This is a genomic window from Streptomyces sp. CA-111067, from assembly GCF_050956065.1.
Taxonomy (GTDB): domain Bacteria; phylum Actinomycetota; class Actinomycetes; order Streptomycetales; family Streptomycetaceae; genus Actinacidiphila.
On the sequence record NZ_CP192103.1, the window covers coordinates 1,598,024 to 1,621,157 of the forward strand.

Below are 23,134 nucleotides of genomic sequence, written 5' to 3' on the forward strand. Positions count from 1 at the left end.
CTCCACCCGCGGGCGGTCCGTACGGCCGCGCCCGCCCCACCGGGGCTGAACCGGGCCCCTCCGAGCAGAAGGCGGCGACGCACGACCGTGCCAGGACGTATCGAGGACTACGCGCTGATCGGCGACCTGCAGACCGCCGCGCTGGTGGGCAGGGACGGCTCCATCGACTGGCTCTGCCTGCCGCGGTTCGACTCGGCCGCCTGCTTCGCCGCACTGCTCGGCGACGAGGACAACGGCCGCTGGCGGCTGGCCCCGGCCGGCGCCGCCGAGTGCACCAGCCGCTCCTACCGCGGCGACACCCTCGTCCTGGACACGTACTGGGAGACGCCCACCGGCACCGTCAAGGTCACCGACTTCATGCCGCAGCGGGACCGTTCACCCGACGTGATGCGGATCGCGGAGTGCCTCTCGGGCACGGTGGACATGCACACCGAGCTGGCGCTGCGCTTCGACTACGGGGCCGTGGTGCCCTGGATGCGGCGCACCGACGGCCACCACGTGGCCATCGCCGGCCCCGACTCGGTGTGGCTGCGCAGCGATCCGCCGGTCGACACCTACGGCCAGGACATGCGCACGCACGCCGACTTCACCCTCGAAGCGGGCCGGCAGGCGGCCTTCGTGCTGACCTGGCACCCGTCGCACTCGCTGCGGCCCCGCAGGATCGACCCCTACGGGGCGCTCACCCAGTGCCTGAACGACTGGGAGAAGTGGTCCGCGCAGTGCCGCTACCGCGGTCCCTGGCGGTCGGCCGTGCTGCGCTCGCTGATCACCCTCAAGGCGCTCACCTACGCGCCCAGCGGCGGCATCGCCGCCGCCGCGACCACCTCGCTGCCCGAGGAGATCGGCGGGGTGCGCAACTGGGACTACCGCTTCTGCTGGCTGCGGGACGCCGCCCTGACGCTGAACGCGCTGATCGCCGGCGGCTTCCTCCAGGAGGCGCACGCCTGGCGGGACTGGCTGCTGCGCGCGGTGGCCGGCGACCCGGCCGACCTGCAGATCATGTACGGCATCGCGGGCGAGCGCCGGCTGCCGGAGTTCGAGGTGCCGTGGCTGCGGGGCTACCAGGACTCCGCGCCGGTCAGGATCGGCAACGCCGCCGCGGGCCAGCTGCAACTGGACGTCTACGGCGAGGTGCTGGACTCGCTGCACCTGGCCAGGAGCCGGGGCCTGGGCGACGAGACGCACGCCTGGAACCTGCAACGTGCCCTGATGGACTTCCTGGAGACCAAGTGGCGCGAGCCCGACGAGGGCCTGTGGGAGGTACGCGGCCCGCGCCGGCACTTCGTGCACTCCAAGGTGATGGCCTGGGTCGCCGCCGACCGCGCGGTCCGCACCGTCGAGGCCCGGCCGAAGCTGCGCGGCGACGTGGACCGCTGGCGGTCGATGCGCGCCCAGGTGCACGCGGAGGTGTGCGAGAAGGGCTACGACCCGCGGCGCAACACCTTCACCCAGTCCTACGGCTCCCAGGAGCTGGACGCGGCCACCCTGCTGATCCCGCAGGTCGGCTTCCTGCCGCCGACCGACCAGCGGGTGATCGGCACGGTGGAGGCGGTACGGCGCGAACTCGACCACGGCGGGTTCGTCCGCCGCTACTCCGCGGGCTCCGGCGCGGTGGACGGGCTGCCCGGCGGCGAAGGGGCCTTCCTCGCCTGCTCGTTCTGGCTCGCCGACGCGCTGCACGCCACCGGGCGGACGGACGAGGCCGCCGAGCTGTTCGAGCGGCTGCTCGCGGTACGCAACGACGTGGGGCTGCTCGCCGAGGAGTGGGACCCGGTGGCCGGCCGCCAACTGGGCAACTTCCCGCAGGCGTTCAGCCATGTCGGGCTGGTCAACACCGCACTGGCACTGTCCGCCGGGAGGCACTGAACCATGGATCTGGGACTCCGGGACCGGGTGTACGTCATCACCGGCGGCGGTCGCGGCCTCGGCCTGGCCGCGGCCCGCGAACTGGCCGCCGACGGGGCGAAGTTGGTGCTCTCCGGCCGCAGTGAGGCCACCGTGCGGGAGGCCGCGGAACAACTCGGCGGCCCGCGGCAGGCGGTGGGCGTGGCCGCCGACAACGCCGACCCCGGCACCGCCGATCTGCTGCTGCGCACCGCGCGGGAGCGGTTCGGCCGGGTGGACGGCATCCTGATCAGTGTGGGCGGGCCGCCGGCCGGCGGCGCCACCGCGATCACCGACGAGCAGTGGCAGGCCGCCTTCAGCTCGGTGTTCCTGGGCGCGGTACGGCTGGCCAGGGCCGCGGCGGAAGTGCTCGGCGAGGGCGGGGTGATCGGCTTCGTGCTGTCAGGCTCCGTGTACGAGCCGATCCCGAACCTCGCGATCTCCAACGGCCTGCGGCCCGGGCTCGCCTCGGTCGCCAAGACGCTGTCGGCCGAGCTCGGGCCGCGCGGCATCCGGGTGGTCGGCCTGCTGCCGTCGGCGATCGAGACGGACCGGCTGCGCGAACTGGACGCGCTGGGCGGCGACGCCGGCCAGGCCAAGGAGCGGCGCAGTGCGACGATCCCGCTGCGCCGGTACGGCACGCCGGAGGAGTTCGGCCGGGCGGCGGCCTTCCTGCTGTCGCCTGCCGCCTCCTACCTCACCGGGGTGATGCTGCCGGTGGACGGCGGCGCCCGGCACGGCGTGTGACGGCCGCCGGGGCCGGGCCACGGGCCGGCCTCGGGACTGTCCGCCGGCTCAGGGCCGTCCGCCGCTGATCTCCGGTCAGCTCACCCGTGCGGCCCGGTGCTTGACGGCCCGCAGCCTGGCCTCGGCGGGCAGCTCGTCCAGGCCCGCCGACGTCCTGGCCCGCTCCAGCACCTCGGCGTCGAGGCCGGCCACCACCTCGTCAGGCGTGGCGTGCGGGGCGAGGCCGAGCACCAGCCGGGCGTGCGGGGTGCCGCGCTTGCCGGTCAGGGTGGCGTTCGCCCACTCCACGCCCTCGTAGCCGCTGGACTCCGCGGTGAGCACGTTCTCCACCGCCCGGCCGCGCAGCAGCGCGCCCTGCCCGTCGCCGCTGTCCACCCGCAGCTGCCGCAGCCGCTTCGCCCGCCGCGCCTGCGAGAGCAGCCACCACAGGGCGGCCAGCATGATGACGGCGAGCGCGGCGATGACCACCGGCCACCACCAGCCGTCCGAGCGGTAGCGGGTCCTGGAGTGCGCGGTGAGCAGGACGTCCTTGGGGCCGGTGAACGGCCACCAGTGCGGCATCGTGAAGTTCCAGTGCCGCTGTAGATCCAGGCTGCCGACCAGCACGGACAGGCCGACCACCAGCAGCACCAGGCCGGCCAGCGCCAGCAGGACGCGGTTCACCGCGGTACGCATCGCCCGGTCACCCCTTCTTCTCGGCGCGCTGGACATGGATGTTGAGCTGCGGCTGCCGGGCGAGGCCGAGCTGCCTGACGGCCTCGGCGAGCGCGGTGGTCAGGTCGGCGCGCACCGCGTCGAGCTCGCGGAAGTGCGAGGCGGCCCTGATCCTGGCCTTGCGGCGGCCGACGTCGACCCGGGCCCAGCGGATGCCGGCGACCTCCATCGCCCGGTCGCGCAGCACCAGTTCGGCGGCCCGCCGGTCGAGTCCGGCGCGGATGCCGGCCCGGCCGCGGCGGGCCATCGGCAGCACGTCCCGCTCGCCGGGGGTGGCCGCGAGCACGATCAGCCACAGCCCGAGCGCCGCGGCGACGGCGGCGCCGGTGATCACCCAGACGTCGTCCAGGTGCCGGGTGGCGAGCTCGTCGGCGAGCCGGCGCCGCCAGGACATCGCCTCGCGGTCGGCGCGCACCGCGGAGATGTCGTAGAGGAACAGTCCGGAAAGGCCGAGGACGACGATCGCGGTGAGCGTGGCGGGCACCCGGCGGGCGGACCAGAACCGCTTGGCGCGGTACGGGGATTCGTCCGGCACGGGCTGGTAGACGCCCTCGGAGTCGGGCTCCTTGGCCAGCCGGACCCGGGTGGCGGACGAACGCGCCACGGGGCCGGGCTCGGACTCGGGACCGGCCGCCGGCTCCGGCTCCCGCTCCCCCTTCGGGCCCGGCTCCCGCTCCGGTGGCGGGGTGCTGTCGCTCACTGAACTCTTCCCTCGTCCTTGCGGCGGGCGGCGGCCGAGTGCAGCCGCTCGACCTCCACGGCCACCTCGGGTACGTCCATGCCGGTCAACGCCTCGACCCTGCTGGTGACATGGCGGCGTACCGAGCCGCACACCCCGCCGATGTCGGAGGGGTAGCCGATCTCCAGGGCCAGCCGCAGCCGGGCGGTGTTCCTGCGTACCGACACCGAGGCGTGCGGGGCCGCGTCCGGCGGCACCAGGTCGGACCCGGGCGCGTTGGACAGCACCTCACCGGCCGCCTGCGCGGCGATCTTCGCCACCACCCGGTCCGCGATCCGCAGCGAACCGCGCTCGGCGGCGGGCAGCCGGTCCGGGACGGCTGGTGCCGCCATCAGCGCCGCCGGTCGCGATCGCGGTCGCGGTCCCGGTCGCGCGAACGGAAGAACTCCCCGGGCTCCAGGTCGCCGTCCAGGAACTTGCCTGCCACGAACCCGACCGCGCCCAGCGCCGCCACCAGTAGAAAGGCCCCGAATCCGCCGAAGTACCCGGCGAATCCCAGTGCCATTCCGACGGCCAGTCCGATCACCGCCATGCTCATCCCGCGCACTCCGTCTCCTCAAGCGTCCCCGTCGGCACTCTGTGGCAGTGCGTCACTGGACGCGCGTCTCACGGTCGTCGTCGTCCTCGTCGTCGGGCAGCTTCACATCGCCGACCGCGACATTGACCTCGACGACCTCAAGGCCGGTCATCCGCTCCACGGCGGCGATCACGTTCTCCCGTACGGCGCGGGCGACCTCCACGATCGAGACGCCGTACTCCACCACGATGTCCAGGTCGAGCGCGGTCTGCACCTCGCCGACCTCGGCCTTCACGCCGCGGGTCACCGAGCGGCTGTTGCCCGGCACCCGGTCGCGGACGGCGCCGAAGGTACGGGACAGGCCGGTGCCCATGGCGTGCACGCCGACCACGTCACGCGCGGCGAGTCCGGCGATCTTCTCCACCACACCGTCGGCGATGGTGGTGCGGCCGCGGCTCGCCGGGTCGCCGAGCGCCTTGCGACCCGAACCCGCGGAGCCCTTGTCCAACGTCCGGCCCTCAGACGTTCCTGACGAGCCCTCCGGTTCCGGACGGTCGTACTGGGTGGTCTCGCTCATCGCGCGTCGTCCCTTCGTCTGGGCTGCTCCGTGCACCACACTATGTGCGCATGCCCGCTCTTGCTGGCGGGATGCGGCCAGAGGGTTCAGCCGACCCCCCGTTCGAGTGGTCGGCGCACGGAAGGCGATGCCCGGTGACGATGGACCGACTGACCCGGACGGTACGGGAGCAGATCGCGCTGGGCAGGCTGCTCCCGCTCGGCGCCCCGCCGGACGCGGTCTGGATCACCGAACGCGCCACCGTACGGGCGCTGCGGCAGGCGGTCGCGTCGCTGCCGGGCATCAGGCTCGGCGACGTCGCCGTGTCGCTGGCCGATCCGCCGGACGGCGGCGGTGCCGGGGACGACGGTGGTGACGGTGTGTCGCAGGCGTACGGTGCCGCGCCGGTCGGCGCGCTGCCGCACGTCCCGCTGCGGGTCGAGGCGGCCTTCGAGGCGGCGGTGGACGAACCGCTGCCCCGGGCGGCGGACCGGCTGCGGGAGGCGATCTGGCAGACCGCGCGGGAACGCCTCGGGCTGGCGGTGCGGACGGTGGATCTCCAGGTGACCGGGCTGATCGAGGCGGATTCCGCCGAGGCCGCGGGGCCGGCGTCCTTCGAGGGCGCCGACGGGCCCGCGGACGACGAGGAGTTGGGGATCGGGCCCGGGCGGGAGGCCCCGTCGGACACCGCCACGGCGGTACGGACGGCGGTGACCGCCGTCCCGGGCGTGGCGCGGCTGACCCGCGGGCTGGCCGGCCTCGGCCCCGGCGTGCGGGTGCGCGACCTGGCCGCGCCCGAGGACGTGCCGGGCCGTCAGGTCCAGGTGCAGATCGCGGTGGCCCCCGGCCACTGGGCGCTGGAGGTCGCCCGCGCGGTGGCCGGGGCGGCGGCCCGCGCCGCCGCCCCGGGCGCGCCGGGCCCGGTGCTGACGGCGGTGGTGGTGACCGAGGCGGCGGCCGACATCGTCGGCGAGGTGGTGGGCAGGACGGCCGGCTGAGGTCCGGACCGTCGGGCCGCTACTCCCCCAGGCCCACCAGGTCCCGCAGCCGGCGGCCCTGGGCGGCGCGCTCCGCGCCGTACTGCTCCTGCTCGCCGCGGTCGGCCGCGCCGCTCAGCAGCGCCTTGGTCTCGATGACGGCGGCGCGCGGCGGGGCGAGGAGGGCGGAGACCAGGTCGGCCACCGCGTCGCCCAGTTCGGCGGCGGGCACCACGAGGTTGGCCAGGCCGATCCGCTCGGCCTCGTCGGCGTGCACGAAGCGGCCGGTGACGCAGATCTCCAGCGCCCGGGCGTAGCCGACCATGTCGACCAGCGGCTTGCTGCCGGTCAGGTCGGGCACCAGGCCGAGGCTGGTCTCGCGCATGGCGAACTGCGCGTCGTCGGCACAGACCCGCAGGTCGCAGGCCAGCGCGAGCTGGAATCCGGCACCGATGGCGTGGCCCTGGACGGCGGCAACCGTGATCAGGTCGGTACGCCGCCACCAGGTGAACGCCTCCTGGAACACGCCGATCGTCGCGTCGAGCTCCGGTTCGCTGCCGCGCGCGAGATCGAGGAACGACGGCTCACCGTCGAAACCCTCGGGCGTGAACGCCCGCCGGTCGAGACCGGCGGAGAAGGACACCCCTTCGGCACGCAGCACCACGACCCGTACCTGCCCCGGCAGCAGCCGTCCCGCCTCGGCCAGGGCCCGCCACACGGCGGGCGTCTGGGCGTTGCGCTTGGCCGCATTGCACAGGGTGACATACGCCACGGTGTCGTCCAGGTCGAGCCGGACCCCGTCGCGTTCCAGCAGGTTCTGCACTTCGGACATCGGGCGCCTCCGAGCGGACCGTGAACGTGATTACCGAAGGGTAACCAGTCCCGCCGTCCGGAGAGCCGCCGGGTGCCCGCCGGACCTCAGGCCGCAGCCGTCTTCTTGCCCCGGGTTGCCCCGCCACGACCGCGCAGGGTCACTCCGGACTCGCTGAGCATCCGGTGCACGAATCCATAGGAGCGACCGGTTTCCTCGGCCAGCGCCCGGATACTCGCACCGGAGTCGTACTTCTTCTTCAGGTCCGCCGCGAGCTTCTCGCGCGCGGCGCCGGTCACCCGGCTGCCCTTCTTCAGAGTCTCGGCCACCCGTGCCTCCTCCAGGGAAGTGCGCTTATGGACTCTCATGATCACCCCTGAGCGCGATCCTGGCCACCCATTCGACAAGGTCGATGAGTGGACATTCGTCCGGCGAATGCCCGGATAGCCGGCCCGGAACGGCCTTGGGGCCGTATTCCAGGCCGCCGAATTTCGTCCCGAGAACCGCTACCGGCCGATAGCGGCAGGTCAGCACGGGTCCGTCAGGTGTTTGCCGACGTCACGCGCCTGATCATCGGGCGGCCGGCCCTCCGGACGGCGGCTGCGCGAGCGGTATGAGCCGGACTCACGCAGATGGTGGATCACCGGTGGGCCGAATGATCGAATCGGCATGATCACCGGGCCCCGCGTCCGGTTCCGGCTCAGGCCAGCGCCACCAGGTCCGCGTAGTCCTGCCCCCACAAGTCCTCCACGCCGTCCGGCAGCAGGATGATCCGTTCCGGTTCCAGCGCCTGCACCGCGCCCTCGTCGTGGGTCACCAGCACCACCGCGCCGGTGAAGGTGTGCAGCGCGCCGAGGATCTCCTCACGGCTGGCCGGGTCGAGGTTGTTGGTGGGCTCGTCGAGCAGCAGCACGTTGGCGCTGGAGACCACCAGCGAGGCGAGCGCGAGCCGGGTCTTCTCGCCGCCGGAGAGCACCCCGGCGGGCTTGTCCACGTCGTCGCCCGAGAACAGGAAGGAGCCGAGGATCTTCCTGATCTCCACCAGGTCGGTGTCCGGCGCGGCCGAGCGCATGTTCTCCAGCACCGTACGGGCCGGGTCGAGCGTCTCGTGCTCCTGCGCGTAGTAGCCGAGCTTGAGGCCGTGACCGGGGGTGACCTCGCCGGTGTCGGGCTTCTCCACCCCGGCGAGCAGCCGCAGCAGGGTGGTCTTGCCGGCGCCGTTCAGCCCCAGGATGACCACCCGGGAGCCGCGGTCGATGGCCAGGTCCACATCGGTGAAGATCTCCAGCGAGCCGTACGACTTCGACAGCCCGGCCGCCATCAGCGGGGTCTTGCCGCACGGCGCCGGGTCGGGGAAGCGCAGCTTGGCGACCTTGTCGGACTGCCTGACGTCGTCAAGACCGGCCAGCAGCTTCTCCGCGCGGCGCGCCATGTTCTGCGCCGCGACCGTCTTCGTGGCCTTGGCACGCATCTTGTCGGCCTGCGAATTCAGCGCGGAGGCTTTCTTCTCCGCATTCGCCCGCTCGCGCTTGCGGCGCTTCTCGTCGGCTTCGCGCTGCTGCTGGTAGAGCTTCCAGCTCATGTTGTAGACATCGATCTGGGAGCGATTCGCGTCCAGATAGAAGACCTTGTTGACGACGGTCTCGATGAGGTTGACATCGTGCGAGATCACGATGAATCCACCGCGGTACGTCTTGAGGTAGTCGCGCAGCCAGACGACGGAATCCGCGTCGAGGTGGTTGGTCGGCTCGTCGAGCAGCAGGGTGTCGGCGTCCGAGAACAGGATCCGCGCCAGCTCCACCCGGCGGCGCTGGCCGCCGGACAGGGTGTGCAGCTGCTGGCCGAGGATCCGGTCGGGCAGGCCGAGCGCGGCGGCGATCGTGGCGGCCTCCGCCTCGGCCGCGTAGCCGCCCTTGGTGAGGAACTCCGTCTCCAGGCGCGAGTACTTCTTCATCGCGTTGTCACGGGTGGCGCCCTTGCCGTTGGCCATCCGCTCCTCGTTCTCCCGCATCTTGCGCAGCACGGAGTCCAGGTCGCGGGCGGACAGGATGCGGTCGCGGGCGAGGGTGTCGAGGTCGCCGGTACGGGGATCCTGCGGCAGGTAGCCGACCTCGCCGGAGCGGGTCACGCTGCCCGCGGCGGGCTGGCCCTCGCCGGCCAGCACCTTGGTCAAGGTGGTCTTGCCCGCGCCGTTGCGGCCGACCAGGCCGATGCGGTCGCCCTTGGCGATCCGGAACGAGGCGGACTCGATGAGCATGCGGGCGCCGGCGCGCAGTTCCAGGCCGGTGGCAGTGATCACGGCAAAAGCTCCAGGGATGATCGGTCAGGGGGCGGGGTGGGGGTGCGCCCCGTGCTAATCGAGGAGGAGGTTTTTTGCCATGCGGCAAGTCTAACGGCGCCCGGCAACCCCTTTTCACGGTCGGGGGCGGGCTCGCCGGGAGCCGGCGTCAGCCCCGTTACGCCTCGCCGGTGTGCACCTGGAAGGCCGCGCGGCGCATCGCCTTGGACGTCGCCGGGTCGGGGTGCGCGGCGGCCAGGGCCACCAGGACCTGGACCGTGCGGGGGTGGCCGACGCCGCGGACCTCCTCCAGGAGGCCGGGCACCGAGCCCTGGACGGCGGTCTCCAGGTGGCTCACCAGCAAGTGGTCCTCCCCGTGGTCGGCGACGGCCGCGGCCGTGTCGATCCACAGCCACGTCGCCTCCTCCCGGGTGAGCAGCCCCGTCGCCGTGTCCGGGTCGTCGCCCTCCAGCTCGGCCAGCCACAGCACCGCGTACGGCCGCAGCGACGGCTCCGCCACCACGGCCCGCACCGCGGGCTCCGCCGGGTCGCCGACCACCCGCAGCGCCTCGAAGGCGAGACCGCGCAGCAGCGCGTCGTCCCCGCGGGCCGCGTCCAGCAGCTCGGCGACGGCGAGCGCCACCGGCCGGGCGGCCAGCCAGGCGCGGTACTCGGCGCGGGCCGGGCCCGGTGAGAGCCGGGCGCAGGCCCGCAGCATGGTCTCGGCGGACTGCTCCATGTTGCCCGCCGGGCCCTGCGCGGCCACGCAGATCTGCTCCAGCTTGACCCACACCGCCCAGCTGCCGAGCGCGGTGAGCGTCACCTCGTCGGGCCGCAGCGGATCGCGCGGGCGCAGCGCCCCGACCAGCCCGGCGGCCTCCAGCGTCCAGTCGAGCAGCGCGGGCAGCAGGTCGCCGGCGCCGTCGGCGGGCGGTTCGTGCCGCTCGGTGCGCAGCTCCGCGACCCGCTGCCGCAGCAGGTCCAGCAGGACGTCCACCGGCACCGGCTCGTTGGACAGGTGCAGGAAGGACAGCAACTGCGGTGCGGCCTCCACCACTTCGGCCACCAGTGCCGGGTCGGGACCGGCCTCGGGCAGGAACGGGTGGGCCAGCGACCAGGCGTCGAAGAGCGCGACCCAGCCGCGCAGCACCGCCGTGTCGTCGGTGTTCCAGGCGCCGAGCCGCCAGCCGGGGCGGGCGGCCCCGCCGTGCAGTTCGATCAGTCCCGCCAGCCGTGCCCGGTCCCAGTCGAGCCGGATCTGCCGCGGGGTCAGGCCCAGCGCCACGGCGGCCTGCCGGGCGGTGTCGTCGGGCAGTATGCCGGTCGGCTCGGCGGAGCCGGGGCGGGCGCCGGCCCAGCGGGCCAGCCGTACCGCGTCGGTGAGTTCGGTGCGCGCCAGCCGGGCGAGTTCGGGCACCGAGGGCGTGCCCTCGGGCGGGCGCGGAGGTCTGGGCCTGCGCGTCGTGGCGGTCCTGCGGGCGGCGGTGAGCGGCCGGCGGGGGACGAGGCGGAGCGGAGTGTCTCGCGGGCTACGGGACGTCACTGGAGCAGTCTCTCCGGTGACCCCCGATATTCCCAAACGGACGCCGGGCGTCCTGTCCCCCGAGCCGGCCTCCGGGGCGGTCGCGGACGGTTCCGCGGCGGCCGCCGCGGGAGGCGAAACGGCAGGTCGCGGGGGCCGCGCCGGGCCTGGGGCCCGGCTCACATGAGCGGCGTGAGGAAGCGCCGCAACGTTTCCTCGTACGCGGCCGGGTCGGCGTTCCACATCGCCGCGTGCGGCGCGCCCGGCACAGTGTGCAGCACCACCAGTTCCGGTCGGCGCGCGGCGAGTTCGCGGGATGCGGCCCACGGGGCGAGCTTGTCGTCGGGCCCGTGCAGCAGCAGTGTGGGCACCGTGATCCGGCCGGGGTCGGCCATCGCGGCGACCTGCTCGGGATGCGGGTCGGTGCGGCCCTCGGCGGCCCGTACGGTCAGCGGCATGAGGGCGGCCGGCACGCCGTTCGCCTCGGCGGCGGCCCGTACGGTGGCCTCCCAGTCCAGCACGGGTGAGTCCAGCACCAGCCCGTTGACCCGGTCGCGTACCGGCGACTCGGCCAGCGCGCGCAGCGCCATCGTCGCGCCGGTGGACCAGCCGAAGAGCACGATCCGCTCGGCGCCGTACTCCACGGCGTAGCGCATGGCCGCGTCCAGGTCGCGCCACTCGGTGTGGCCGAGGTGGCTGATGCCGTCCGGCGAGGCGGGCGCGCCGGGGTCGCCGCGGTAGCCGAGGACGAGCTGCGGGAAGCGGTTCCGGTGCAGGGCGGGCAGCACGCTGAGCGCCTGCTCGCGGGTGGCGCCGAAGCCGTGCACGGTGATCACCCAGGTGGCGCGGTCGCCGGGCAGGTACCAGGCGGGCAGCTCGCCGAGGTCGCCGGGCACCTCGACGTCGGTGAAGTCGAGGCCGAGCGCGGTACGCGGGTCGCCGGTGAACGCCTGCGGGGTGACCCTGACGGCGGTGCCGGGTTCGAGGGCGCCCTCCTGCGTCCGCAGCAGCCGCCTGGTCACCGAGTACGGGGTGCGGCCGGTGATCTCGCCCGCGGTCGCGTGCGTGCCGTCGGCGGCCAGGCCGTATACGCCCCGGCGGGCCGACGCCCCGGTCCGGGTGAGCACCACATGGTCGCGGGTCAGCGAGTGCACGGTGACCGCGCCCTCGGGCGCCGGGCCCTCGGCGGCCGGCTTCAGAGCGAAACGCGATCCGTACCGGCCGGCCGCCAGCGCGGCCGTACCGGCACCCAGCACGGTGGTGACCGCAGCGGCCACCGCGATTCGTAGGCGCATCGTTCTCCCAGTGTGAGCCGATGTGATCACCTCGGCCAGCCGGGCCGCTCTGCCCGGGTGACCAGGCCGTGTCGCCTTGAGGCTTCCCCGGGCGGCGCGGACTACGCCCGACGGGCCGGGGTGGGGCGGGACGCTCGCCCCGGTGCCGTGCCCTACTCCGGCTCGTCCGTCGGCCGCTGCCCGTAGCCGCGCAGCTGGTCGGCGACCTCGTTCAGCTCGCCGGTGGACAGGGTGTGCGGGCCCGGGCCGGCGCTGGGGTCGCGGGACAGCAGCCAGACGCGGCACATCCACTCCAGCTGGGCGGTGTGGTCGAAGGCGCGGTCCAGGGTGTCGGCGTGGACGAGGGTGCCGTGGTTGCGCAGCAGGCAGCCGCTGCGGTCGCGCAGCGCGTCGAGCACGGCGGCGGCCAGTTCCTGCGAGCCGTAGCGCGCGTAGCCGGCCACCCGGATCCGGCCGCCCATCGCCGCGGCCATGTAGTGGATCGCCGGCAGCTCGTCGACCAGCGTGGACACGGCGGTGGCGTGCGGCGCGTGGGTGTGCACGATCGCCCTGGCCGGTGTCTGCCGGTAGACCGCCAGGTGCATCGGCAGCTCGCTGGTCGGGCGCAGCCGGCCGCGTACCTGGCGTCCGGTCAGGTCCACCGCGACCGCGTCATCCGGGCCGAGCCGGTCGTAGGGCACGCCGGTCGGGGTGACCAGCACCAGGTCGCCGACCCGGGCCGAGACGTTGCCCGACGTGCCGACCACCAGGCCGTCGGCGACCGTGCGCCGGGCCGTGTCCACGACGTCCGACCAGGCCCGTTCCAGCTCGTCCGCCCCGGCCGCGGTGCCGGCGGCCGGTTCCCGCCGCGTCCCCGCCTTCGCCGGATCTTCCCGCTCTTCCCGTTCTTCCCGCACGCGTGTCCTTTTCCTCGTCGCCGCCCGCCGGGCCGTTGCCGCGCCGCAGCGGTGCGCAGTACCGTCCCGGCACACACCGGCCGGTCGGATCCGGCCACCGGCATCTCATCGGATCACATCCGATCGCACCAGACCGCGTCGCCCAGACCCACACCCGTCAGACCACACCCGTAAGACCGCACCCGTCAGACCGCAGCAGACCGCATCGGATTGCAGGGGAATCATGACCACCGTCAACGGCGGCATCTCGTTCTGGTACGCAGGCACCGGCATCCCCGTGCCGCGAGAGCCGCTGCCGGGCGATCTCGACGCCGACGTGGTGATCGTCGGCGGCGGCTACACCGGGCTGTGGACCGCGTACTACCTCAAGAAGGCGGTGCCCTTCCTGCGGATCGCCGTCCTGGAGGCGAAGTTCTGCGGCTACGGCGCCTCCGGGCGCAACGGCGGCTGGCTGTACAACGGGATAGCCGGCCGCGACCGCTACGCCGCGCTGCACGGGCGGGAGGCCGCGGTCGCGCTCCAGCAGGCGATGAACGACGCCGTCGACGAGGTGGCCAGGGTCGCGGAGGCCGAGGGGATCGACGCCGACATCCAGCGCGGCGGTGTCCTCGAAGTGGCCAACTCCCCCGCGCAGTTGGCGCGGCTGCGGGCGTACCACGAGGCGGAGACGGCGTTCGGCGAGAAGGAACGGGTGCTGCTCGGCGCGGGCGAGTCGGCCCGCCGGATCCGGGTGGCCGGCACGGTCGGCGGCACCTGGACCCCGCACGGCGCCCGCGTCCACCCGGTGAAGCTGGTGCAGGGGCTGGCGGCGGCCGTGGAGCGGCTCGGCGTGCTCATCCACGAGTCGACGACGGTGACCGAGATCCGCCCCAAGCACGCGGTCACCCCGTACGGCACGGTCCGCGCGCCGTACGTGCTGCGCTGCACGGAGGGCTTCACCGCGTCGGTCAGGGGCCAGCGCCGCACCTGGCTGCCGATGAACTCCTCGATGATCGCCACCGAGCCGCTGCCCCGGGAGATCTGGGACACCATCGGCTGGACGGGCGGCGAGACGCTCGGCGACATGGCGCACGCGTACATGTACGCGCAGCGGACCGCCGACGGACGGATCGCGCTGGGCGGCCGCGGGGTGCCGTACCGCTTCGGCTCGCGCACCGACAGCGACGGCCGCACCTCGGCGGGCACGGTGGCGGCGCTGCGCGAGATCCTGGTCAGGATGTTCCCGGCGACCGCCGGAGTGGCGGTCGAGCACGCCTGGTCGGGGGTGCTCGGTGTGCCGCGCGACTGGTGCGCGAGCGTGCAGCTCGACCGCACCACCGGGCTCGGCTGGGCCGGCGGCTACGTCGGCAGCGGGGTGGCCACCTCCAACCTGGCCGCGCGCACCCTGCGGGACCTGGTGCAGCTCGACTCGGGGCAGGGCCGGCGCACCGAGCTGACGGCGCTGCCGTGGGTCGGCCACCGGGTGCGGCGCTGGGAGCCCGAGCCGGTCAGGTGGGCGGCGGTACGCGGGCTGTACGCGGCCTACCGGGGAGCGGACCGGCGCGAGCTGCGCGGCCGGAGCGCGGCGACGGACGTGGTGGCGCGGTACGCCGACCGGCTCTCCGGGCGGCACTGACCCGGTCGTTCCCGGTCGTTCCCGGTCGCTTTCGGGGCTCCCGAGGTGGCGCTCGATTGGCTGAAACTCGCCTACGCTTAGCACGCGGTTCATACGACGTTCATGTCAGCACCGCAAAGCCGCCGTCAGTTCACCTTCCGTTCATTCATGATCCGTACGGTCGCCTCGCCACTACCCGATCAAACGATTGCCTGGGTCTATGGAACACATCACGCTCCTGATCGGAATCGTGATCGCCACCGCTCTCGTGTTCGACTTCACGAACGGTTTCCACGACACCGCCAACGCGATGGCCACCACCATCTCGACCGGCGCTCTCAAGCCCAAGACGGCGGTGGCCATGTCCGCCGTGCTCAACCTCGTCGGCGCGTTCCTGTCGGTCGAGGTCGCCAAGACGATCTCCGGCGGGATCATCGACGAGTCGGCCGGCATCAGACCCGAGGTGATCTTCGCCGGACTCGTCGGCGCGATCATCTGGAACCTGGTCACCTGGCTGGCCGGGCTGCCCTCCAGCTCCTCGCACGCGCTGTTCGGCGGCCTGATCGGCGCCACCCTGGTCTCGGTCGGCACCCACGGGGTGGACGGCGAGGCCGTGGTGATGAAGGTCATCATCCCGGCGGTGGCCGCGCCGATCGTGGCCGGCCTGGCCTCGATGCTGGCCACCAGGCTCACCTACCGGATCGGCCGGAACGCCGACCCCAAGGCCACCGCCACCGGCTACCGGGCCGGCCAGATCGCCTCCGCCGGCCTGGTCTCGCTCGCCCACGGCACCAACGACGCGCAGAAGACGATGGGCGTCATCACCCTCGCGCTGATCGCCGGCGGCAGCATCGCGCCGCACTCCGACCCACCGCTGTGGGTGATCGTCTCGGCCGGCACCGCGATCGCGCTCGGTACGTACATCGGCGGCTGGCGGATCATCCGGACCGTCGGCCGGGGCATCACCGACATCCAGCCGCAGCAGGGCTTCGCCGCCCAGACCGGGGCCGCCGCCACCATCCTGGCCTCCTCGCACCTCGGCTTCGCGCTGTCCACCACCCAGGTCTGCACCGGTTCCGTGATGGGCGCGGGTCTCGGCCGCAGCGGCGCGGTGGTGCGGTGGAGCACCGCGGGCCGGATGGTCGCCGCCTGGGGGCTGACGCTGCCGGCCGCCGGCCTGGTGGCCGCGGCGGCGGCGCTGCTGGCCGACCGGGGTACGTGGGGCGTGGCCGGGGTCGCGCTGGTCGGCCTGGCGGTCTGCGTCCTGGTCCGGAACGCGTCCCGGCGCAAGCCGGTCACCCATGCGAACGTCAACGACGCGCTTCCGGGGATCGAGGCCGTTGTCGAATCCGGCTCCGCGGCCGGCTCGGGCACCGTCCCCGGCGCCGTTCTCCCCGGTACCGTCGTCGAGCCGCAGGGCGTGGTGACCGCGGCCATCGCCGCGGTGGCGCCGCCGCCCGCCGGGTCCGCTGCCGCCTCCGCGCCGACCACGGCATGACCCGGCCACCGGGCCCGGCCCCGTATCGCCTCCCGCCTGCTGAGCGTCTCGTGAAGGACACCGCATGAACATCGACTGGCACGCGCTCGGCACCGTCCTGGCCGTCACCCTGCTGTCCACCGTCGGCCTGGTCGGGGTCTTCACCCTGGGCATCGTCGGCCTGTCCCGGCGGGACGGCGGCGGCGCGGCGGCGGTCGGCAGGACCGGCGCGGCGTATGTGTGCTTCGCCGCCTGCGCGGCGGCCGTCGCGTACGGCATCTATCTGATCGTCGGCTGACCGCCGCCCGGCGTCCGCGCGGGGTGTGGACCGCACCACACTCCGTCCGCGCAGGTCAAGCGTGGTTGACGGGCTATCGCGGGCGTGGTGGACTGCGGTAGCCATGCGGCGGCAGGAGAGGAAGTTCGGTGTGAATCCGGCGCGGTCCCGCCACTGTCACCGGGGAGTGCACTCCCAACCCGTACGTCACGGCCGGTAGTTCGCCGGCTGGAAGACCGGGAGTGCGTTGATCCGGGAGCCAGGAGACTCTCACCGCCGGACACGTCGAACCAGGGCGCGGACCCTGAGTGAGGACTTCGCCATGCCCGGCACGCGAGCACGCCTGTACGACCCTGCGGATACGACGGATGCGGAATCGGTGCGCGACCGGGGGCCGCGGCCCAGCGGCGGCGCCCGGAACACCCGGAGGGCCGGGGCGAGTCGGCCCGGCTGTCCCGGCGGCAGAATCCTGCGGAGCGTGACGGCGGTCTGAGCCGATGCGTGCCGATCGCGTTTTCGCGTACGGCGCCACGCTCGGCCTTCTCGGCGATCTCCTCGCGGGCGACCCGCGCCGCGGCCATCCGGTCGCGGCCTTCGGTCGCGCGGCGGGGGCGCTCGAATGCCGGATGTGGCGGGACGACCGGGCCAGTGGCGCGGTCTACACGGCGCTGTGCGCCGGTTCTGCGGTGGGCGCCGCCCTGCTCGCCGAGCGGGGTGTGCGGGGCAGCGCCGTGCTGTCCGTCGGGCTGACGGCGACAGCGACCTGGTCGGTGCTCGGCGGCACCTCGCTGGCGCGCGAGGCGCGGCTGATCGCGGCGGCGCTCGAAGCCGGTGAACTCGGCGCGGCCCGGGCCCGGTTGCCGCATCTGTGCGGGCGCGATCCGCAGGGGCTCGACGAGGACGGGATCGTCCGGGCGGTGGTCGAGTCGGTCGCCGAGAACACCTCGGACGCGGTCGTCGGGGCCCTAGTGTGGGGCGCGTTGGGCGGGGTGCCGGGGCTCGTCGGCTTCCGTGCGGTGAACACGCTGGACGCGATGGTGGGCCACAAGTCCCCCCGCCACCGGCGGTTCGGCTGGGCGTCGGCCCGGCTCGACGACCTCGCCGGCTGGCCCGGCGCGCGGCTGACGGCCACGCTGGCCGCCCTGGCCGGCCCCTCGCCCCGCTCGGCGCTGCGCACATGGCGCGCGGACGCCGCGGCGCACCCGAGCCCCAACGCGGGCCCGGTGGAAGCGGCGTTCGCCGGCGCGCTGCGCATCAGGCTGGGCGGGCCGGTGAGTTACGCCGGCCGGCCCGATCCCCGCCCGGTCCTGGGCGCCTCCTTCCCACCCCCGACGCTCGCGGACATCCCCCGCGCGATCGCCCTGTCCCGCCGCGTGACCTTCCTGACCCTGGGGGTGTCCGTCCTGACCTCCGCGGCCCGCCAGGCAGCTCTGTTGCCGCGGCAGCGGCGCAACCGCGCGGTGCCGCCCCCACCCCAGCGCCCGGCCGGCGTTCTGCCGGGGAGGCCGGCGTGAGCGCGCGCGGCGGCGGCCTGCTGGTCGCCGGGACGAGCTCGGACGCGGGCAAGAGCGTCATCACCGCGGGCATCCTCCGCTGGCTGACCCGGCAGGGAGTGCGCCCGGCCCCCTTCAAGGGGCAGAACATGTCCCTCAACTCGTTCGTCACCCGCGACGGCGCCGAGATCGGCCGCGCGCAGGCGATGCAGGCGCAGGCCGCCCGGGCCGAGCCGTCCGCCCTGATGAACCCGGTGCTGCTCAAGCCCGGCAGCGACCGCAGCAGCCAGGTCGTGCTGCTCGGCAAGGCGGTCGGCGAGATGAGTGCCCGCGGCTACCACGGGGGCAGGCAGCCGGAGTTGCTCGACACCGTCGTGGACTGCCTCGAACAGCTCCGCGCCAGCTATGACGTGGTGATCTGCGAGGGCGCGGGGAGCCCGGCGGAGATCAACCTGCGCCGTACCGACATCGTCAACATGGGCCTGGCCCGGCGGGCCGGGCTGCCGGCGATCGTGGTCGGCGACATCGACCGCGGCGGCGTCTTCGCCTCGTTCTTCGGCACCACCGCCCTGCTGAGCGCGGACGACCAGGCGCTGATCGCGGGCTATGTCGTCAACAAGTTCCGCGGCGACGTCACGCTGCTGCAACCGGGCCTGGACATGCTGGAGCGGCTCACCGGCCGCCCCACGTTCGGTGTGCTGCCGTTCGCGCACGGCCTGGGCATCGACGAGGAGGACGGGCTCCGGGTCTCGATGCGCGGCCACGTCCGCGAGTCGTCCACCGCGGCCCCGTACGGCGACGACCTGCTGCGGATCGCCGTCCCCGCGCTCCCGTTGATGTCCAACTTCACCGACCTGGACGCGCTCGCCGCCGAACCCGGCGTCGTGGTGCGGTTCGTGGACCGCCCGCAGGAGATGGCCGACGCCGACCTGGTGGTGCTGCCCGGCACCCGCGGCACGGTCAGGGCGCTGGAGTGGCTGCGGGCCAGGGGCCTGGCCGACGCGGTGCTGCGGCGGGCGGCGGAGGGCCGCCCGGTGCTCGGCATCTGCGGCGGCTTCCAGCTGCTCGCGCAGCGCATCGAGGACGACGTCGAGTCGAAGGCGGGGACGGTGCCGGGCCTCGGCCTGCTGCCGGTCCTGATCCGGTTCGCCAAGCACAAGACCCTCGCCCGGCCGTCGGGCACCGCCTACGGCGAGCCGGTGACCGGCTACGAGATCCACCACGGGGTGGCCGAACTGCTCGGCGGCGGCGAGGAGTTCCTCGACGGCTGCCGGGTCGGCCCGGTCTGGGGCACCCACTGGCACGGCTCGCTGGAGAGCGACGGCTTCCGCCGCGCGTTCCTGCGCGAGGTCGCCCGGGTCGCCGGGCGCCGCTTCGTGCCGGCCCCCGACACGTCGTTCGGGGCACTGCGCGAGGAGCAGTTGGACCGGCTCGGCGACCTCGTCGAGGAGCACATGGACACCGCCGCGCTGCTGCGGCTCATCGAGGACGGCGCACCCGCCGGCCTCCCCTTCGTCGCACCGGGGGCACCGTGACCGGCACCACCGTATTGCTGCTGTCGACCGCCGACACCGACCTGCTGGCCGCCCGCGCGGCGGGCACCGGCGCCGGCGGCGTGGCGTACCGGATCGCCAACCCGGCCCGGGTGGACGCCCGTTCCGAGCTGCCCGCGCTGCTCGACGGCGTGCACCTGGTGGTCGTACGGCTGCTCGGCGGCCGGCGCGCCTGGGAGGACGGGCTCGACGTGCTGGCCGCGTCGGGCCTGCCGACCGTCCTGCTGGGCGGCGAGTCGGTGCCGGACGCGGAGTTGATGGCGCTGTCGTCGGTGCCCGCGGGCGTGGTCGCGCAGGCGCTGCGCTACCTGGTGGAGGGCGGCCCGGGCAATCTCACCGAGCTGGCGCGCTTCCTGTCCGACACCGTGCTGATGAGCGGCGAGGGGTTCGCCGCGCCGCGGCGGATGCCGGAGTACGGCGTCCACGGGTCGCAGGAGGATTCGGTGGCGGGCCGGCCGACCGTCGCCGTGCTCTTCTACCGGGCGCACCAACTCGCCGGGAACACCGCCTTCGTGGACACGCTGTGCGCGGCGATCCGGGCGCGCGGCGCCAACGCCCTGCCCGTCTACTGCGGTTCGCTGCGCGGCGCCGACGACGGGCTGTTCGAGCTGCTCGGCCGGGCGGACGCGATCGTGGCGACCGTGCTGGCCTCAGGGGGCACCGTCGCCTCGGAGGCGAGCGCCGGCGGCGAGGACGAGGCGTGGGACGTCGGCGCGCTGGCCGCCCTCGACGTGCCGGTGCTCCAGGGCCTGTGCCTGACCTCGTCCCGCAAGGCGTGGCAGGAGTCGGACGCCGCCCTGTCCCCGATGGACGCGGCCATGCAGGTGGCGATCCCGGAGTTCGACGGGCGGCTGATCACGGTGCCGTTCTCGTTCAAGGAGAGCGGCGAGGGCGATGTGCCGGTCTACGCGGCCGACCCGGAGCGGGCCGCGCGGGTGGCCGGCATCGCGGTGCGGTACGCGGCACTGAAGCACAAGCCGAACGCCGACAAGAAGCTCGCCCTGGTCTTCACCGCCTACCCGACCAAGCACTCCCGGGTCGGCAACGCGGTGGGCCTGGACACCCCCGCCTCTGCGGTGCGGCTGCTGGACGCGCTCACCACGGCCGGCTACACCACCGGGGAACACCCCACCGAGGGCGACGAGTTGATCCACCGGCTGATCGCGGCCGGCGGCCACGACGTGGAGTGGCTGACCGAGGAGCAGTTGGCCGTCGCGCCCGCCCGGGTGCCGCTGGCGGACTACCGGCAGTGGTTCGGCACGCTGGACGAGGAGTTGCGCGCCTCGATGCTCGCGCACTGGGGCGAGCCGCCCGGCTCGCTCTACGTGGACGGCGACGACATCGTGCTGGCGTCGCTGCGGTTCGGCAACGTGGTGATCATGATCCAGCCGCCGCGCGGCTTCGGCGAGAACCCGATCGCGATCTACCACGACCCCGACATGCCGCCCTCGCACCACTACCTGGCGGCGTACCGCTGGCTGGAGACCACCTTCGGCGCCGACGCGATCGTGCACCTCGGCAAGCACGGCACGCTGGAGTGGCTGCCGGGCAAGGGCCTCGGCCTGTCGGCCGGCTGCGCACCCGACGCGGTGCTCGGCGAACTCCCGCTGGTCTACCCGTTCATCGTCAACGACCCCGGCGAGGGCACCCAGGCCAAGCGGCGCGGCCACGCCACCGTCGTGGACCACCTGGTGCCGCCGATGGCCCGCGCCGACTCCTACGGCGACCTCGCCAAGCTCGAACAACTCCTGGACGAGTACGCCCTGGTGAATGATCTCGACCCGGCCAAGGGCCCGGCCGTCCGCAGCCAGATCTGGACGCTGGTGCGGGCCGCCGAGCTGCACCACGACCTGCGTGTGGACGAGCAGCCGGCCGAGGACGACTTCAACGACTTCGTGCTGCACGTGGACGGCTGGCTCTGCGAGATCAAGGACGTGCAGATCAGGGACGGCCTGCACATCCTGGGCGGGGTCCCGCTCGGCGAGCCGAGGGTCAACCTGGTGCTGGCGGTGCTGCGCTCGGCCCAGGTGTGGGGCGGGGTGGGCGCGGCGCTGCCCGGGCTGCGGGCGGCCCTCGCGGAGTCGTTCGGACTGGTGGAGAAGGCGCTGCTGGCCGAACCCGGCGCCCAAGTGGCCGTCCCCGCAGCGCTGTCTGCGCTCGCCGAGGGGCCGGCGCGGACCGGATCGGACACCGTCGACCTGCTGGAGCAGCTGGCCAGGCGGCTGGTGACGGCGATGGAGGAGCGCGGCTGGGAGCCGGCCGCCGCCGGTCCGGTCGCGCTCGACGTGCTGGACGGCCGTGACGTGCCGGACGTGGCGCGGGTGCTGGAGTTCGCCGCGGCCGAGGTAGTGCCGCGGCTGACCCGCACGACCGACGAACTCGACCACATCCTGCGGGCGTTGCGCGGCGGCTACGTACCGGCCGGACCGTCGGGCTCCCCCACCCGCGGCCTGGTCAACGTGCTGCCCACCGGCCGCAACTTCTACTCCGTCGACCCCAAGGCCATCCCGTCCAGACTCGCCTGGGACGTCGGCAGCGCGCTCGCCGACTCACTGCTCGCCCGGCACCTCGCCGACACCGGCGACTACCCGAAGTCCGTCGGCCTCACCGTCTGGGGCACCTCCTGCATGCGCACCCAGGGCGACGACATCGCCGAGATCCTGGCGCTGCTCGGCTGCCGCCCTGTCTGGGACGACGCCTCGCGCCGGGTCACCGGCTTCGAGGTGCTGGACGCCGCGGAGCTCGGCCGCCCCCGGATCGACGTCACCGTCCGCATCTCCGGCTTCTTCCGGGACGCCTTCCCGCACGTGGTCGCGCTGCTCGACGACGCGGTGCGGGCCGTCGCGGAGCTCGACGAGCCCGCCGACGTCAACCACGTACGCGCGCACGCCGACGAGGACACCGCGGAGCACGGCGACCGGCGCCGCGCCACCGCCCGGATCTTCGGCTCCAAACCGGGCGCGTACGGGGCCGGGCTGCTGCCGCTGATCGACGCCCGCAACTGGCGCTCGGACGCCGACCTCGCCGAGGTCTACGCGGTCTGGGGCGGCTACGCCTACGGCCGCGGCCTCGACGGCCGCGCCGCCCGCGGCGACATGGAGGCGGCCTTCCGCCGCATCCAGGTCGCCGCCAAGAACGTCGACACCCGCGAGCACGACATCGCCGACGCCGACGACTACTTCCAGTACCACGGCGGCATGGTGGCCATGGTCAGACACCTCACCGGCACCTCCCCCGAGGCGTACGTCGGCGACAGCGCCCTCACCGACCAGGTCAAAACCCGAACCCTGGGCGAGGAGACCCACCGCGTCTTCCGCGCCCGGGTGGTCAACCCCCGCTGGATGAGCGCGATGCGCCGCCACGGCTACAAGGGCGCGTTCGAGATGGCCGCGACCGTGGACTACTTGTTCGGCTACGACGCGACGGCGGGTGTCGTCGACGACTGGATGTACGAACGGCTGGCGTCGGCATACGTCTTCGACGCGGAGAACCAGGAGTTCATGCGGAAGTCCAACCCATGGGCGCTGCGGGGTATTTCCGAGCGGCTGCTGGAGGCGGCGGAGCGTGGCCTGTGGGCGGAGCCGTCCCCCGAGACGCTTGAGCGCTTGCGCGCGACGTATTTGGAGCTTGAGGGCGATCTGGAGGGCGAAGCATGACGACGCCCGCGGGGAGCTTGAGGACAGCAGCTCAGCCCGTCCGGCGCTTGAGGACAGCAGTCCAGCCCGTCCGGCGCTTGAGGACCGGGGTCCGGGGCGGAGCCCCGGTTTCGGGAAGGGGCGGGGCTGGGGAGAAAGCCCGCCGCAG

20 protein-coding genes and 1 riboswitch are annotated in these 23,134 nt (G+C 73.9%); of the genes, 9 read left to right on the forward strand and 11 right to left on the reverse strand.

The features are described from left to right. Positions 1–87 precede the first annotated feature (87 nt). The gene (locus tag ACQPW6_RS07010; RefSeq protein WP_433888664.1) at positions 88–1,866 is read left to right on the forward strand and encodes a glycoside hydrolase family 15 protein; all 1,779 of its coding nucleotides are present in this window, start codon (positions 88–90) and stop codon (positions 1,864–1,866) included. Between the two features lie 3 nt (positions 1,867–1,869). After that, positions 1,870–2,631 carry an SDR family oxidoreductase gene (locus ACQPW6_RS07015; RefSeq protein WP_433888665.1) on the forward strand — a complete coding sequence of 254 codons (762 nt, stop codon included), beginning with the start codon at positions 1,870–1,872 and terminating at the stop codon, positions 2,629–2,631. A 75-nt stretch (positions 2,632–2,706) separates the two neighbouring features. On the opposite strand, the gene amaP is transcribed toward ACQPW6_RS07015, so the two are convergent. From amaP to ACQPW6_RS07040, 5 genes are read right to left on the reverse strand one after another with little or no spacing between them, the layout of a single operon-like run. Continuing rightward, positions 2,707–3,306 (reverse strand): alkaline shock response membrane anchor protein AmaP, encoded by a 600-nt coding sequence (gene amaP / locus ACQPW6_RS07020; protein WP_433888666.1) that lies wholly within the window; start codon positions 3,304–3,306, stop codon positions 2,707–2,709. 7 nt (positions 3,307–3,313) lie between these two features. Further along, positions 3,314–4,045 (reverse strand): DUF6286 domain-containing protein, encoded by a 732-nt coding sequence (locus ACQPW6_RS07025; RefSeq protein WP_433888667.1) that lies wholly within the window; start codon positions 4,043–4,045, stop codon positions 3,314–3,316. Beyond that, the gene (locus ACQPW6_RS07030; protein ID WP_433888668.1) at positions 4,042–4,416 is read right to left on the reverse strand and encodes an Asp23/Gls24 family envelope stress response protein; all 375 of its coding nucleotides are present in this window, start codon (positions 4,414–4,416) and stop codon (positions 4,042–4,044) included. The genes ACQPW6_RS07025 and ACQPW6_RS07030 overlap by 4 nt, the downstream gene beginning before the upstream one ends. Beyond that, on the reverse strand, positions 4,416–4,622 hold the full coding sequence (locus tag ACQPW6_RS07035) for a hypothetical protein (RefSeq protein ID WP_433888669.1): 207 nt from the start codon (positions 4,620–4,622) through the stop codon (positions 4,416–4,418). The genes ACQPW6_RS07030 and ACQPW6_RS07035 overlap by 1 nt, the downstream gene beginning before the upstream one ends. A gap of 52 nt (positions 4,623–4,674) precedes the next feature. After that, a complete protein-coding gene (locus ACQPW6_RS07040) occupies positions 4,675–5,178 on the reverse strand; it encodes an Asp23/Gls24 family envelope stress response protein (RefSeq protein WP_433888670.1) in 504 nt (167 codons plus the stop codon). A gap of 134 nt (positions 5,179–5,312) precedes the next feature. Here ACQPW6_RS07040 and ACQPW6_RS07045 point away from each other — a divergent pair, with 134 nt between their 5' ends. Continuing rightward, entirely contained in the window at positions 5,313–6,155 is an 843-nt protein-coding gene (locus tag ACQPW6_RS07045) for a hypothetical protein (RefSeq protein WP_433888671.1), read from the forward strand. Between the two features lie 19 nt (positions 6,156–6,174). Here ACQPW6_RS07045 and ACQPW6_RS07050 read toward each other — a convergent pair whose 3' ends face one another. The 6 genes from ACQPW6_RS07050 to ACQPW6_RS07075 form a co-directional block, all read right to left on the reverse strand. After that, the gene (locus ACQPW6_RS07050; protein WP_433888672.1) at positions 6,175–6,966 is read right to left on the reverse strand and encodes an enoyl-CoA hydratase/isomerase family protein; all 792 of its coding nucleotides are present in this window, start codon (positions 6,964–6,966) and stop codon (positions 6,175–6,177) included. 86 nt (positions 6,967–7,052) lie between these two features. Next, a complete protein-coding gene (locus tag ACQPW6_RS07055; protein WP_433888673.1) occupies positions 7,053–7,274 on the reverse strand; it encodes a helix-turn-helix domain-containing protein in 222 nt (73 codons plus the stop codon). A 371-nt stretch (positions 7,275–7,645) separates the two neighbouring features. Continuing rightward, positions 7,646–9,244 carry an ABC-F family ATP-binding cassette domain-containing protein gene (locus ACQPW6_RS07060; RefSeq protein WP_433888674.1) on the reverse strand — a complete coding sequence of 533 codons (1,599 nt, stop codon included), beginning with the start codon at positions 9,242–9,244 and terminating at the stop codon, positions 7,646–7,648. Positions 9,245–9,401: 157 nt separating this feature from the next. Beyond that, positions 9,402–10,766, reverse strand: a complete 1,365-nt coding sequence (locus ACQPW6_RS07065; RefSeq protein ID WP_433888675.1) for a hypothetical protein — start codon at positions 10,764–10,766, stop codon at positions 9,402–9,404. A gap of 158 nt (positions 10,767–10,924) precedes the next feature. Beyond that, complete coding sequence (locus tag ACQPW6_RS07070; protein WP_433888676.1) at positions 10,925–12,040, reverse strand: alpha/beta hydrolase; 1,116 nt, start codon at positions 12,038–12,040, stop codon at positions 10,925–10,927. 152 nt (positions 12,041–12,192) lie between these two features. Then, on the reverse strand, positions 12,193–12,846 hold the full coding sequence (locus tag ACQPW6_RS07075; RefSeq protein WP_433894449.1) for a class II aldolase/adducin family protein: 654 nt from the start codon (positions 12,844–12,846) through the stop codon (positions 12,193–12,195). Between the two features lie 313 nt (positions 12,847–13,159). Between ACQPW6_RS07075 and ACQPW6_RS07080 the strand changes: the two genes are divergently transcribed. The 6 genes from ACQPW6_RS07080 to cobN all read left to right on the forward strand — a co-directional run bounded on the left by ACQPW6_RS07080 (position 13,160) and on the right by cobN (position 22,986). Beyond that, complete coding sequence (locus ACQPW6_RS07080) at positions 13,160–14,551, forward strand: NAD(P)/FAD-dependent oxidoreductase (protein WP_433888677.1); 1,392 nt, start codon at positions 13,160–13,162, stop codon at positions 14,549–14,551. 199 nt (positions 14,552–14,750) lie between these two features. Further along, complete coding sequence (locus tag ACQPW6_RS07085; protein WP_433888678.1) at positions 14,751–16,028, forward strand: anion permease; 1,278 nt, start codon at positions 14,751–14,753, stop codon at positions 16,026–16,028. Between the two features lie 64 nt (positions 16,029–16,092). After that, a complete protein-coding gene (locus ACQPW6_RS07090; RefSeq protein WP_433888679.1) occupies positions 16,093–16,305 on the forward strand; it encodes a hypothetical protein in 213 nt (70 codons plus the stop codon). Positions 16,306–16,422: 117 nt separating this feature from the next. Then, positions 16,423–16,554, forward strand: a riboswitch (cobalamin riboswitch). A gap of 227 nt (positions 16,555–16,781) precedes the next feature. Further along, entirely contained in the window at positions 16,782–17,798 is a 1,017-nt protein-coding gene (locus ACQPW6_RS07095) for a cobalamin biosynthesis protein (RefSeq protein WP_433888680.1), read from the forward strand. Continuing rightward, a complete protein-coding gene (locus tag ACQPW6_RS07100) occupies positions 17,795–19,312 on the forward strand; it encodes a cobyric acid synthase (protein WP_433888681.1) in 1,518 nt (505 codons plus the stop codon). The genes ACQPW6_RS07095 and ACQPW6_RS07100 overlap by 4 nt, the downstream gene beginning before the upstream one ends. Continuing rightward, complete coding sequence (cobN, locus tag ACQPW6_RS07105) at positions 19,309–22,986, forward strand: cobaltochelatase subunit CobN (RefSeq protein WP_433888682.1); 3,678 nt, start codon at positions 19,309–19,311, stop codon at positions 22,984–22,986. Before ACQPW6_RS07100 ends, cobN begins: the two co-directional genes overlap by 4 nt. Positions 22,987–23,134 lie beyond the last annotated feature (148 nt).

What these genes read in the sequence shown, in the direction of transcription:
- ACQPW6_RS07015 (WP_433888665.1), top strand. Translation starts at nt 1,870, where the DNA reads ATGGATCTGGGACTCCGGGACCGGGTGTACGTCATCACCGGCGGCGGT.
- amaP (WP_433888666.1), bottom strand. Translation starts at nt 3,306, where the DNA reads ATGCGTACCGCGGTGAACCGCGTCCTGCTGGCGCTGGCCGGCCTGGTG.
- ACQPW6_RS07030 (WP_433888668.1), bottom strand. Translation starts at nt 4,416, where the DNA reads ATGGCGGCACCAGCCGTCCCGGACCGGCTGCCCGCCGCCGAGCGCGGT.
- ACQPW6_RS07035 (WP_433888669.1), bottom strand. Translation starts at nt 4,622, where the DNA reads ATGAGCATGGCGGTGATCGGACTGGCCGTCGGAATGGCACTGGGATTC.
- ACQPW6_RS07040 (WP_433888670.1), bottom strand. Translation starts at nt 5,178, where the DNA reads ATGAGCGAGACCACCCAGTACGACCGTCCGGAACCGGAGGGCTCGTCA.
- ACQPW6_RS07050 (WP_433888672.1), bottom strand. Translation starts at nt 6,966, where the DNA reads ATGTCCGAAGTGCAGAACCTGCTGGAACGCGACGGGGTCCGGCTCGAC.
- ACQPW6_RS07070 (WP_433888676.1), bottom strand. Translation starts at nt 12,040, where the DNA reads ATGCGCCTACGAATCGCGGTGGCCGCTGCGGTCACCACCGTGCTGGGT.
- ACQPW6_RS07080 (WP_433888677.1), top strand. Translation starts at nt 13,160, where the DNA reads ATGACCACCGTCAACGGCGGCATCTCGTTCTGGTACGCAGGCACCGGC.
- ACQPW6_RS07085 (WP_433888678.1), top strand. Translation starts at nt 14,751, where the DNA reads ATGGAACACATCACGCTCCTGATCGGAATCGTGATCGCCACCGCTCTC.
- ACQPW6_RS07090 (WP_433888679.1), top strand. Translation starts at nt 16,093, where the DNA reads ATGAACATCGACTGGCACGCGCTCGGCACCGTCCTGGCCGTCACCCTG.
- ACQPW6_RS07095 (WP_433888680.1), top strand. Translation starts at nt 16,782, where the DNA reads ATGCGTGCCGATCGCGTTTTCGCGTACGGCGCCACGCTCGGCCTTCTC.